Annotated in this window: 9 protein-coding genes and 1 tRNA gene; 4 read left to right on the top strand and 6 right to left on the bottom strand. The window is 66.9% G+C overall.

Translation table 11 applies throughout. The features are described 5' to 3' along the window. The first annotated feature begins 93 nt into the window (after positions 1–93). A complete protein-coding gene (locus tag ACZLIB_RS15880; protein ID WP_478469966.1) occupies positions 94–360 on the top strand; it encodes a hypothetical protein in 267 nt (88 codons plus the stop codon). 249 nt (positions 361–609) lie between these two features. Here ACZLIB_RS15880 and ACZLIB_RS15875 read toward each other — a convergent pair. The 4 genes from ACZLIB_RS15875 to ACZLIB_RS15860 form a co-directional block, all read right to left on the bottom strand. Further along, positions 610–685 (bottom strand) — tRNA-Ala (locus ACZLIB_RS15875). Positions 686–780: 95 nt separating this feature from the next. Then, the gene (locus tag ACZLIB_RS15870; RefSeq protein WP_478468103.1) at positions 781–1707 is read right to left on the bottom strand and encodes an alpha/beta hydrolase; all 927 of its coding nucleotides are present in this window, start codon (positions 1705–1707) and stop codon (positions 781–783) included. Then, the gene (locus ACZLIB_RS15865; RefSeq protein ID WP_478468102.1) at positions 1697–2590 is read right to left on the bottom strand and encodes an alpha/beta fold hydrolase; all 894 of its coding nucleotides are present in this window, start codon (positions 2588–2590) and stop codon (positions 1697–1699) included. The genes ACZLIB_RS15870 and ACZLIB_RS15865 overlap by 11 nt, the downstream gene beginning before the upstream one ends. Before the next feature lie 20 nt (positions 2591–2610). Then, positions 2611–3666: a sugar phosphate isomerase/epimerase family protein gene (locus ACZLIB_RS15860; protein ID WP_478468100.1), complete on the bottom strand. Its 1056-nt coding sequence runs from the start codon at positions 3664–3666 to the stop codon at positions 2611–2613. Between the two features lie 101 nt (positions 3667–3767). Here ACZLIB_RS15860 and ACZLIB_RS15855 point away from each other — a divergent pair, with 101 nt between their 5' ends. Beyond that, entirely contained in the window at positions 3768–4349 is a 582-nt protein-coding gene (locus tag ACZLIB_RS15855; protein WP_478468098.1) for a TetR/AcrR family transcriptional regulator, read from the top strand. A 180-nt stretch (positions 4350–4529) separates the two neighbouring features. After that, positions 4530–6860, top strand: coding sequence for a TonB-dependent receptor (locus ACZLIB_RS15850; RefSeq protein WP_478468097.1), 2331 nt, complete (start codon positions 4530–4532; stop codon positions 6858–6860). An 88-nt stretch (positions 6861–6948) separates the two neighbouring features. Here the strand turns inward: ACZLIB_RS15850 and ACZLIB_RS15845 are convergent, their stop codons facing one another. Both ACZLIB_RS15845 and rnd read right to left on the bottom strand, forming a co-directional pair. Further along, positions 6949–8988: a DUF4034 domain-containing protein gene (locus ACZLIB_RS15845; protein WP_478468095.1), complete on the bottom strand. Its 2040-nt coding sequence runs from the start codon at positions 8986–8988 to the stop codon at positions 6949–6951. A 162-nt stretch (positions 8989–9150) separates the two neighbouring features. Further along, positions 9151–10230, bottom strand: coding sequence for a ribonuclease D (gene rnd, locus ACZLIB_RS15840; protein ID WP_478468094.1), 1080 nt, complete (start codon positions 10228–10230; stop codon positions 9151–9153). An 84-nt stretch (positions 10231–10314) separates the two neighbouring features. Between rnd and ACZLIB_RS15835 the strand changes: the two genes are divergently transcribed. After that, positions 10315–12201 carry a formylglycine-generating enzyme family protein gene (locus ACZLIB_RS15835; RefSeq protein WP_032130291.1) on the top strand — a complete coding sequence of 629 codons (1887 nt, stop codon included), beginning with the start codon at positions 10315–10317 and terminating at the stop codon, positions 12199–12201. Positions 12202–12250 lie beyond the last annotated feature (49 nt).

Below are 12250 nucleotides of genomic sequence, written 5' to 3'. Positions count from 1 at the left end.
GGGACCTTCATTGCTGCCCGCAAACCGACGTCCCCCCGAGATTGAGTAGCGAGACGGGTTGGAGTCCAATCCTCAATGACAAGGAGATTGGACGTGAAGAAACGTTTTTCCGAAGAGCAGATCATCGGCTTCCTGCGCGAGGCTGAGGCGGGCATGCCGATCATCCGACCGACTCGGCGAGGTACCAGCGGCTCTGCAGAGACGACCGTATGTGTTGCGGGCAAGGTCTTCGGTGTCGATCTGCCAGTACCGTCGGTCTCCACCAGACCATCGAGGGCGGCCGCCAAGGTGATGATGGGCACCAACCAGCTTCCGCCGAACTTCCTCAGTCCAGGGACGATGAGTCCTCTGGAAAGCTGATCTCGGGTCTGCTCATAGCCGCCCGCACCCGTACGGTTGAGCACGCATGCCGCGTCCTCGACGGTCAGCATCGCCTTTCCGGGGAACATTTCGCGCAGCACAGGGAGGATGCCTGTCACGGCCCTGGGAAACAGTTGGGAAAAACCATCCTTGGAAAGATCTGTTTTTGCTTGGATTGACTGGCGTGGAACAATAAAAAAAGATTGGACAGCCTCCTGTCCAACCTCTTGATAAATAAAGAAAATTTAATGGTGGAGCCAAGGAGGATCGAACTCCTGACCTCGTCATTGCGAACGACGCGCTCTCCCAGCTGAGCTATGGCCCCACGGCAGGCTTTCAGTGTAGCGCCGCCTGCCGGGCTTGCCAAGCGTCGGACCGGGACGGCGGCAGGCGTGGATCTGCCGCCGTCCCCCAGCCGGTTCAGGCCAGCGCCTGGCGCAGCAGATCGCCCGCGCGCTGTATCGCCATGCCGGTGGAAGCGGCCACGCCCTGCAGGTGGATGCAGGCATGGATCATCCCCGGCAGCCGCTCCAGCATGCAGTCGACACCCGCAGCCTGCAGGCGGTGCGCGTACTGCTCGGCCTCGTCGCGCAGCGGATCGTGCTCGCAGCTGAGCACGGAGGCTGGCGCCAGCCCCTGCAGGTCGGTTGCGTGGGCGGGCGAGGCCAGCGCCGACGGTTGGGCCAGATCACCCAGATAGGCCTGCCAGCAGCGCTGCATCAGTTCGGCGCTGAGGTAATAGCCTGTGGCGTAGTCGCGGTAGGAACCGCTGCCCATGCCGGCATCCAGCGCCGGGTACAGCAGCAGTTGGTGGCACGGTTGCGGCAGGCCCTGTTCGCGCAGCAGCAGGCAGCCGGCGGCGGCGAGGTTGCCGCCGGCGCTGTCGCCACCGATTGCCAGCCGCCGTGGGTCCAGGCCGAGGCGCTCGGCGTTGTCCTGCAACCACTGCCAGGCGTCGGCGACGTCATGCAGTGGAACCGGGAACGGGTGCTCCGGCGCCAGCCGGTAGCCCACTGCGGCGATCACGCAGCCACTGGCATTGGCCAGCGCACGGCAGGGGCCGTCATAGACCGCCAGCGAGCATTGGAACCAGCCGCCACCGTGGGCGAACAGCAGAGCCGGTACCGGTCCATCGGGCAGCCCTTCCGGCGTGTAGAAACGCAGCTCCAACGCATGCCCGTCGCGCGCGATTACCGTGTGCTCGGTCACGTGTGCGACGGCCTGTGGTGCTCCCTGCAACTGTGGCAGCACGTTCTCGCTGATCGCCCGCAGTTCGCGCAGGTCCTCCGGCAGCGGATGCGCGGCGACGGCGTCGACAAACTGCTGCAGCGCCGGTTCAAGCTGCATGGCGTGCCTCCTGCAGGAACGGCAGCAGTTGTGCAAGGAATGCCTGTGGCGCTTCTTCCATGATGAAGTGGCCGCAGCCCGGCACGATGCTGCCGCGGACATCATCGGCATGCGGTTGCAGGGTCAGCATCGGGGCATCGCCAGTGGCGTGTTCGGCGCCGATCGCCAGCACCGGCATCGGCAAACGGTGCTGCGCACGCTGCTTGTTCTGGCGGATCGTTTCCGGAATCGCGCGGTACCAGGCAAAGCCGGCGCGCAGTGCACCGGGCCGACTGTAGGCGGCAATGTAGGTATCGGCGGCCACCGCATCACGGCGGTACGACCAGCGGTCGAACATGAATTCCAGGTAGGCGCGCTCGCGCCCCGTAATCAGTGCTTCCGGCAGGTCGGCCACCTGGTTGAACATGAAGTGCCAGAGGAAGATGTTGTCAGCCGGTGCGGCGAAGATGCCCGGTTCCGGCGCCAGGCCGGGAATCACCGCTTCGGTGACCGCCAGCTGGCGCACGGCCTGCGGCTGATCGCTGGCCAGCGCATAGGCGATCCACATGCCGATGTCATGTCCGACCACCTGGTAACGGTCGTGGCCCAGCGCCCGCATCGTCTGGTGCAGGACGGCGGCGGCACTGCCGGTGTCGTAGCCGTGGGCGGGGCGTTCGGATTCGCCGATGCCCGGCGGATCCACGGCAATCGCTTCGAAACCGGCTTCGGCCAGCGCATGCAGCACGTGGCGCCAGGCATACCAGGTCTGCGGCCAACCGGGAATCAGCAGCACCGGCTCGCCATGGCCGGCGGAAACACAATGCACGCGCTGGCCGTCGATACGCAGGTAGTGATGGCGCAGGGCATCGTCGCCGGCAGTGCCAGCGGAAGAAAGGGTGTTCATGGGGGTTGCTCCGTTGGGGCTCAGGCGATGCCGAGCATCTGCTGCATCTGTGTGGTGCTGATCGGTGCACCGGCGAAGTCGTCGAAGATCTTGTCGGTGACCGGAATGATGTGGTCGCGGATGAACGCCGCACCTTCGCGCGCGCCGGCTTCCTGGTCCTTCAGGCAGCACTCCCATTCCAGCGTTGCCCAGCCCTGGTAGTCGTACTGGGCCAGCTTGGAGAAGATCGACTTGAAGTCGACCTGGCCGTCGCCCAGCGAGCGGAAGCGGCCGGCGCGCTCGGTCCAGTCGGCATACCCGCCATAGATGCCCTGGCGGCCGCTGGGGCGGAACTCCGCATCCTTGACGTGGAACATGCGGATCAGCGGGTGGTAGATGTCCAGGTACTCCAGGTAGTCCAGCTGCTGCAGCACGAAGTGGCTGGGATCGAACAGGATGCGGCAGCGCGGGTGCTGGTCGACGCGTTCGAAGAAGCGCTCGAAGCTGGTTCCGTCATGCAGGTCTTCGCTGGGATGGATCTCGTAGCAGAGGTTGATGCCGTTGTCCTCGCAGGCATCGAGGATCGGCCGCCAGCGTCGTGCCAGTTCGTCGAACGCCGCGTCGATCAGGCCCGGCGGGCGCTGCGGGAACGGGAACAGATACGGCCAGGCGAACGAGCCGGAGAAGGTGCCCATGTCCTGCAGGCCCAGCCGTCGCGAGGCACGGGCGGCCAGGTGCAGCTGCTGCTGCGCCCATTCGCTGCGGGCCTTCGGGTTGCCGCGCAGTGCGTCGGGGGCGAAGCCATCGCAGAGCTCGTCGTAGGCCGGATGCACGGCCACCAGCTGGCCGAGGATGTGGGTGGTCAGTTCGCTGACCTGCAGGCCGTGCTCGGCCAGGGTGCCGCGGAGGTCGTCGCAGTAGTCCTGGCTGTCGGCAGCCGTGGCCAGGTCGAACAGGCGTGCATCCCACGCGGGAATCTGCAGCGCCTTGAAGCCGTGGCCGGCGGCCCACGCGGCAATGCCGGCGAGGCTGTTGAACGGGGCCTGGTCGCCGGCGAACTGCGCCAGGTGCAGGCTGGGGCCCTTGAGGGTCTGCATGTTTTGCTCCAATTGTTTGGCGATCAACAAAGAATAGGCGCGACCCTCGCGGTGGTCAACACCCGCGTTACACTGCGCGCCTCACTGGAGCAGGCAGGCAGATGGCAGGGCGACCGCGCGAATTCGACAGGGACCAGGCGTTGCGCAAGGCGATGCTGCTGTTCTGGCAGCACGGCTATGAAGGCACGTCGATGTCGGCACTGGTGGAAGCACTGGGCATCGCCTCTGCACGCATCTATGCCGCGTTCGGCAGCAAGGAGCAGTTGTTCCGCGAAGCCGTTGCGCTGTACGAGGAAGGCGAGGGCGGCTTCGCGCCGCGCGCGCTGGAGCAGGCCACGCTGCGCGAGGCGATCGGGTCCATGCTGCGTGACGCCGTGTTGACCTACACCCGGCGCGGGCGGCCACACGGTTGCCTGGTGGTGTCCTCGGCCAGCAGCGTGTCGCCCGATGGCGAGGGCGTACGGGACTGGCTGGCCAGCCATCGTCGCCAGCGTACGGCGGCGATCATTGCGCGGCTGCAGCAGGCGCAGGCCGAAGGGCAGCTGGCCGGCGATGTGGCGGTGCACGCACTGGGCGATCACTTCGCCACGGTGCTGCACGGCATTTCGGTGCAGGCCCGTGACGGCATCAGCCGCGAGCGGCTGCTGGCGATGGTCGATGTGGCGTTGACCCCGCTGCCCTGAGTCAAGCCTTCAGGGCGTGCGGAATGCCCGGTGACTGTGCCGAAACCGCTTGTTTCGCCGGGTTTGGGTGCTGCGCAACGAAATCGTAACAATTTGGGGGATAATGGCGGCTTGCGCAGTTATCCTCCTTTTTGCCGCCCGGCTCGCGCAGGCCGCACGGACGCCTCCTCAGAGCATTTCATGCCCTCCCATTCCGATTCCCGCCGCCTGTCGGGTATGTCGTCTTCCTTTGTTTCCTTCCGCCGCCATCCGCTGGCCCTGGCCTGTGCCGGCCTGGCCCTGGTCGGCAGCTTCGGCGCCGCCGCACAGGACAGCGCGCCGACCCCGACCGGCCTGGACACGATCACCGTGACCGCCGAACACCGTGAGCAGAACCTGCAGGAAGTGCCGGTCTCGGTCGGCGTGGTGCAGGGCGAGCGCATGCGCGACTTCACCGCCGGCGGCGACGACACCCTGCTGGCGCTGTCCGGCCGCGTGCCGAGCCTGTATGCGGAAACCACCACTGGCCGCATCTTCCCGCGCTTCTACATCCGTGGCCTGGGCAACATCGACTTCTACCTCGGTGCCTCGCAGCCGGTGTCGATCATCCAGGACGACGTGGTGCTGGAACACGTGGTGCTGAAGTCCAACCCGGTCTATGACGTGGACCAGGTGGAAGTGCTGCGCGGCCCGCAGGGCTCGCTGTTCGGCCGCAACACCACCGCCGGCATCATCAAGTTCGACACCCTGAAGCCGACCCAGGACTACACCGGCCGCGTCAGCGCCAGCTACGCGTCCTACAACAGCGTGTCGATCGACGGCGGCTTCGGTGGCCCGATCAACGACATCGCCTCGTTCCGTGTGTCGGCCCTGTACCAGCACCGCGACGATTACGTCGACAACACCTACAAGGGCCCGAGCGCCGACGGCACGGTCAGCCCGAAGAAGAACGCCATGGGCGGCTTCGATGACCGCAACGTGCGCGCCCAGCTGCTGCTGACCCCGAGCGACCAGTTCTCGATCCTGGCCTCGGCCCACGCCCGTGATTACGAAGGCACCTCAACCCTGTTCCTGCGCGGTGCGCTGACCAAGGGCTCGAACAAGACCGACGTGCCGCGCGACAAGGTCGCCTACGACGAAGCCGGCAACAACCCGCAGGCGTACAAGACCTATGGCGGTTCGGTGAAGGCGCGTTATGACTTCGGCGCGATCGACTTCACTTCGATCACCGCCTACGAAACCACCTCCGGTTACAGCCGTGGCGACACCGACGGCGGTGCCGCGGTGAACTTCCCGGTCAACGGCGTGCCGAACGGCTACGGCCAGTCGATGGGCCGCATCCGTGACCTGGACCAGTGGACCCAGGAATTCCGCCTGGCCAGCCATGACGACAGCGCCCTGCAGTGGCAGGCCGGTGCGTTCTACTTCAACGGCAGCGACACCACCGACTTCTACCAGCGTGCATGGTTCCTGCAGGGCACGGCCCGCAACCCGAACAACTGGGTGCGCCTGCGCAACAAGAACACATCGTGGGCCGGTTTCGGCCAGATCAGCTACGCCTTCACTGACAAGTTCACCGTCACTGCTGGCCTGCGCCAGACCAAGGACGAGAAGCACACCCGCCTGCTGAAGACCGCGGACACCGCTGCTGGCGTGGTCACCTACAAGGGCCGCACCGACGTCAAGATGTCCGACACCACCCCGAGCTGGGATCTGAGCGCGATGTATCAGATCACGCCGGACGTGAGCGTCTACGCCAAGGTCGCACGCGGCTTCCGCGGCCCGACCATCCAGGGCCGTTCGGCGGTGTTCAATGCCGACTTCACCACCGCCGATTCCGAGACCATCCTGTCCTGGGAAGCGGGCGTGAAGAGCAGCCTGTGGGACAACCGCCTGCGCCTGAACGCCACCGCGTTCACCTACACCGTCAACGACATCCAGCTCAACGGCAACGATTCGGACGGCAACGGCGTGCTGTTCAACGCCGACAAGGCCAAGGCCTACGGTTTCGAAGCGGACATGGAGCTGCGTCCGATCCCGAACCTGACCCTGAGTGCCGGCCTGAGCCTGCTGCACAGCGAAATCAAGGACAAGCGCGTCTACGCGCAGGTCTGCGGCCTGAACGGCGTGGTGGTGTGCACCGTGAATGACCCGACCATCAAGGTCGGTGCCAACACCTTCGCGCAGATCGACGGCAACCCGCTGCCGAACGCGCCGAAGTACAACGTCAACCTGGCGGCCCGCTACGACTTCCCGGTGAGCGACGCCGGCACCATGTTCGTCTCCACCGACTGGAACAAGCAGGGTTACACCAGCTTCGTGCTGTACGACAGCAAGGAGTTCAACTCCAAGGGTGACTTCGAGGGTGGCCTGAAGATCGGCTACTCGGGCAACTACGGTGCCTACGAAGTGGCGCTGTTCGCGCGCAACATCACCAACGAGAAGAACCTCAAGGGTGTGATCGAGAACTACATGGCCGCGGTCTACAACGAGCCGCGTACCGTCGGTGTCTCGCTGAACATGAACTGGTAATGCGCTGTCGCGATGGCGGGCCAGCCTGCCATCGCACTGCCTGAATCAAGAGGGCGGCCCGGTGATCCGGGCCGCCCTTTTCTTTGCGTCAGACCGCAGTGAGGTCGCTGTCTTGGCTGCGCTGGCCGAAGGTCAGGGCCCAGGTGGCGCTGTCCACCTGCTGGCGGTCCTGTTCCTGCTGCTTGCGTGCGCGGCTGGCACCGAACCAGCGGCCCTCGCCGTTGATCAGCGGCGCCATGCGCACCACGTCCACATACTCCGGATCGATCTCGCTGGCGCGCTGCAGCCAGGTCAGCGCCAGGAACGCATTGGCCGGGACGCCGTTGCCGAAGTGGTAGACGTCGGCCAGGTAGCCGGCCGCCCACAGTTTGTCGTCGTCCTCACCGCGCCACCAAAGCGGAATCAAGGCGCGTTCGACCGCTTCGCGCTTGTGCGCGTCGCTCTGGCCATCGAATGCCAGGCAGGCCAGGTTGCGGCAGGTCGGGCCCCACACGCGCTCACCGGCGTCGGCTTCGCGCAGGCAGCGCAGGTACAGCTCGCGCGCACGCGCTTCATTATCCGCGCCGCCTGCAGCGACGAGGCGCACGGCCAGGTTGTAGGTGGCGATCAGGTCGCCGCCTTCGACGGCACGCTCCTGCCAGTACAGGGCTTTCTGGGCATCGACGAAGTCCGGCTGGTCGCGGCCGCCCAACCGGCCTTTGTACAGGTCGCACAGCGCGGCCATCGCACCGGCGTCGCCGTCGTCGGCCATGCGCTGCAACAGCGACAGGCCTGCGGCCTGCGAGACATCGCAGAACAGATTGGAAGCGAAGGTGACCGTGGACGTCTTCTGCTGCGCCGCCAGTTTCAGGGCGCGCTGCAGCAGGGGGTGCGCACGTGCCGGATCGGCTGCCTGGCCGAGCAGCCCATGCTCGATGGCGGTTGCGGCCCAGAGCAGGCCGAGCGCGGAATCACCTTCGCGCGCGGCGTAGTCCACCACCTGCGCGAACAGCGCTTCGGCGCCGTCAACATGGGCGAACCAGGTGCAGGCTTCCAGGCTGCTGAAACCTCCGTGCAGGACCATGTCTCGATCCAGCACCCAGGCCTGCTGCAGGTCCTCAAGCACGGCCTGCATGCATCCGGCATCCCATTGCACCTGGTCTTCGATCTCCTCGATGCGCCCGAGATGAAAGCGGAGTGCAGCACGCTGGGTCAGGACTTCAGCACGCACGTAGCCCTCCAGGTGCCAGTCAAGGATCTGTGCATACGCGCGCTCATGCACGGCTACCGCTTCGGCATCCCCGCGGCGCGGCAGGTCTCCCATCCAGTCCTGTTCCTTGCACCAGCGCAACGCATTGCGTTGTGCCAGCTCCAGGCCACGACACCAGCCGCCCTCGATGAAATCCTCCATCGCTTCGTGACTGCCGCCCCAGCGCGGGTACAGGTAGTAGAGGGTGTCTTCCAGCGTGCCCAGGTCGTCCGGCCGCTGCTCCAGCACCAGGCGCATCCAGTACGCGAGAGGCGCATCGAAATCGTCCTCGCTGCGATCGCGCAGCAACGTGGGCAGCGTATCCGGCAGCGTCTGCAACGGGGCACCGAAGCGCGAAAGCAGCTGCAATGCCTGCGGCCAGGCTTGCGGATAGTGCTCGGCCAAGGCGGCTTCATCGGATTCGGGCGATTGCCCCGCCTGCAGTGCGCGCAGCCAGTTTGGCTCGCGCAGGTAGCTGGTGATGCGCTTGATGCCATCCAGCGCCAACGCCGGGCGCTGCGACAGCGCGATCGCCTGCAGGTAGGCATGCACGGCGTGGTCGCGTGCCTGCTGTGCGGCCAGCCACTGGCTGTCTTCCACCAGTGCGGCCACATCGGCGCTGCGCAGGGCGCCAGCGGCCGACTCCCAGCATGCACCCAGGCGCAGGTGTGCGTAATAGCTGTTGGGAGCGGCGGCAACCCATCGTTGCGCCTGCTGCAGGCGCTCATCCAGGGGCAGCGCCGTGTCCTGCACGTTGCGCAGGCGCCAGCGGATGCCGGGCAGCGGCCGGGTGCCGTTCAGCCAGGCCTGTTCGTGTGGGGCAAGCAGCGCCTCAAGTGCTGCATGGTCGTGTTCCTGCAGCGCGGTGCGCGCCTGCGCGCGCCAAGCCAGGTCGTCCATGGAAAGGCCGTCTTTTACAAGTCCATTTGTCATCTGATGCAATCCAACAATAGCGGGGACGCTATTGGACAGGCCCGCGCCCGCGTCGGCAAGCATGGCAGATGCTCATGTTTGCGGCGCCGGCGCCGGCGCCGGCGCCGGGTTGCCCGGCGCCGGTTGATCTCAGTGTGCGGGCAACAGCGCCTGCAACCGCGATTCCAGTTCCTGCTGGCGCCAGCCGGCCAGTGCTGCCGGCCATTGGCGGCGTTCCAGATAGCTTTCCAGATGCTTGCGGGAGGCCAGCACGCCATCCGGCAGGCCAAGCTCGCGGCTGCGCTCGGCCACCGCGTCTTGAAGCTTCTTCACCGCCTGCTTGTTGCTGTCGTTGGCGGGTAGCGCCAGCGGTGCCCCGGCCTCATCGGCCAGCGGTGTGGACAGCGCCTGCCAGACCGCGCCGGCCAGCTTGCGCGGTGCCTTCGGGAACTGCTCGAACAGCTTGCCCAGCGCAGCCTCGTCGGCCGGTGGCGTGCGCGCCAGGGTGGCGGCCAGTTCGTTGTCCAGGATCCAGCTTCGCGGGCGGTCGCTGTTGCGTGCCTGTACATCACGCCAGCGCAGCAGGCGCAGCAGGCGGTGCTGAGCGGCCGCGTCGAGGAACTGCGCCGAGCGCATCGCCAGATGCGGCCAGCGGTCTTCGTCATTGGCGACGCTGGCCAGCAGGCGCTCGCCATCGTCGTGCAGCCACTGCTGGCGGCCGAGTGCCTGCAGCTTGGCATCAATGGCGTCATGCAGCGCGAACAGGTGCTCGACGTCGTCGGCGGCATACTGCAGCTGCGACTCCGAAAGCGGGCGGCGCATCCAGTCCGAACGGGTTTCGCCCTTGGCCAGGGCGACGCCGGTGATTTCCGCCACCAGCTTCTGGTAGCCCATGCCGCCGCCGATGCCGGCCAGCGCAGCACCGATCTGGGTGTCGAACAGTGGTCGCGGCAGCACGCCGCACGCCCACTTGAAGGCGACCAGGTCTTCGCTGGCGCTGTGCATCACCTTGGTGATGGATTCATCGCCCAGCCACGGCGCCAGCGCCTCGGTCATGCCGGGAATCAGCGGGTCGATCAGCAGGATGTCCTGCCCGATCGCCATCTGCACCAGGGCCAGCTGCGGCCAGAAGGTGCGTTCACGGATGAATTCGGTGTCCAGGCCGATGCGGGTCGGGCGCTGCTGGAAGTACGCATCCAGCTCGGCGGGGGTGGTGATCCAGGTTGCCACGGGTCAGGGCCTACTACTCGGGTTTGCTCAGGCAGGGGAGAATAGCCTAACGTCGGTGCGCGTCCGTGCCGAAGGAGGCTCTGCTTGCGTTTTTCGTTGTCGCCCGTGCTGTGCACCGTCCTGGCCTTGGCCCTGGCCGGCTGCACGCCGTCGCCCCCCACGGCAACGGACCGGAGTGCCGGGGAACAGGCGCGCCCGTCCGCGGACGCAGACAGCGACGAGCGCCCGCAGGCCGGGCAGGGCAGCGTGACCATCGCCGGTGAGGATGCCGCCGAGGATGTACAGCAGTGGACGCCGCCGCGGGTGGACCGCCAGGGCCGCAGCCTGGCCCAGTTGCGCCGCGCCGCCGAGCAGGCGTTCGCCGAAGGACGGCTCTATGAGGATGCCGATGCCGCCATCCCGCTGTGGCTGGCGGTACAGGAAGAGGATCCGGATGACCGCCAGGCCCGCCAAGGCCTGCAGCGCGCCCGCCAGCGCCTGCAGCAGCAGGCGGATGCGTTGCTGGTGCGGCCGCTGAAGCAGCGCGAGGCGCTGGCCGAGGCCAGCCGCCAGGCGCTGGTGTTGCTGACGCTGGCGCCAAAGGACGAAAAGGTGCGTGCGCTGCAGGGACGGGTGGAGCTTGCCCAGCGTGTGGTGGCCTATAACCGCGCCGGCGAAGAGGACCTGCGCTCGGACCGGATCGGCGAGGACGGGGACGGGGCCATCGGCAACTTCCGTGAGGCACTGGCACTGGATGAGGACAACAGCCGCGCACGGCAGGGACTGGCCGCGGCCGAAAGTGGACTGATCCGCCGCGCCGAAGACGCGGCACGCACGCGTGATTTCGCCAGCGCCGGCACCTGGCTGGCCGAAGCGAGCAAGGTGCGCGACTCGTCGCCCACCATCGCCGACGCGTTCGAGCGCATCGAGCAGATCCGTGCGGCGGCATTGCTGCAGCTGCGCGATGACGGCCTGCGCGACCTGTCCACGCCGCAGGGCCTGAAGCCGGCGCGCGAGAAACTGGCCGAGGCCCTGCGCATCGCCCTGCCGGGAGACGCGGTGGTGGCCCAGCTGCGTGAGCGTATCGACCTGGCCACCCACTACGGCAGCTTCCGCCCTGGACAGGTGTTCAGCGACGCCATGCGCGATGGCGGACGCGGGCCGCAGATGGTGGTGGTGCCGCATGGCGGTTTCCAGATGGGCGCCGGCGATGCCGAGCCGGGCTCGAGCGATGCCGAGCGACCATCGCACTATGTGCGCTTTGATCGAGGCTTTGCGATGGCGATCACCGAGGTCACGGTCAGCGATTTCCAGCGCTACGTGAAGGCGACCAATGCGCGCCCACGGGCGACGCGGCGCGGCCATTCGGTGGTCTATGACGAACGCAGCGGCAACTTCATCCGCCGCAGCGGCGTGGACTGGCGCTCGGATTACGACGGTGGCCGCGCGATGGCCAATTCGCCGGTGATGCACGTCAGCATCCGCGATGCCGAAAACTATGCGGCGTGGTTGTCCGAGCAGACCGGGCGCAGCTACCGGTTGCCCAGTGAAGCAGAGTTCGAGTACGCGCTGCGCGGTGGCAGCAGTGGTCGCTACCCCTGGGGCGATGCCGGCACGCCGCCGCCGGGCAGCGGCAATTTCACCGGCAGCAAGGACGTGTCGCCGTCAGGGCGGCATTGGCACAACGCCTTCATCGGCTATGGCGATGGCTGGTGGGGGCCGGCACCGGTAGGGAGTTTCCAGGCCAATGCCTTCGGCCTGCACGACATGGGCGGCAATCTCAGCGAATGGGTGGCCGATTGCTGGCATGCCAGCTACCGGCGCGCGCCCTCCGATGGCGCCGCCTGGTTCAACCCGGGCTGCCGCGCACGGGTGATCCGGGGCGGCAACTGGGCCAATGCGCCGGAGCAGACCCGTGCCGCCTGGCGGCAATCCCAGGACTCGGATACCACCAACGCGCGCATCGGCTTCCGCCTGGTGCGCGGCATCTGATCGGCGGCCGGCTTCACCCGTTGCTGGCATCGGCGCACTAAGATTGCGC

It is taken from the genome of Stenotrophomonas sp. 220_Sma (genome assembly GCF_056487375.1).
This window is presented reverse-complemented; position numbering and strand designations above follow the sequence as displayed.

What these genes read in the sequence shown, in the direction of transcription:
- ACZLIB_RS15870 (WP_478468103.1), bottom strand. Translation starts at nt 1,707, where the DNA reads ATGCAGCTTGAACCGGCGCTGCAGCAGTTTGTCGACGCCGTCGCCGCG.
- ACZLIB_RS15865 (WP_478468102.1), bottom strand. Translation starts at nt 2,590, where the DNA reads ATGAACACCCTTTCTTCCGCTGGCACTGCCGGCGACGATGCCCTGCGC.
- ACZLIB_RS15860 (WP_478468100.1), bottom strand. Translation starts at nt 3,666, where the DNA reads ATGCAGACCCTCAAGGGCCCCAGCCTGCACCTGGCGCAGTTCGCCGGC.
- ACZLIB_RS15855 (WP_478468098.1), top strand. Translation starts at nt 3,768, where the DNA reads ATGGCAGGGCGACCGCGCGAATTCGACAGGGACCAGGCGTTGCGCAAG.
- ACZLIB_RS15850 (WP_478468097.1), top strand. Translation starts at nt 4,530, where the DNA reads ATGCCCTCCCATTCCGATTCCCGCCGCCTGTCGGGTATGTCGTCTTCC.
- ACZLIB_RS15845 (WP_478468095.1), bottom strand. Translation starts at nt 8,988, where the DNA reads ATGGACGACCTGGCTTGGCGCGCGCAGGCGCGCACCGCGCTGCAGGAA.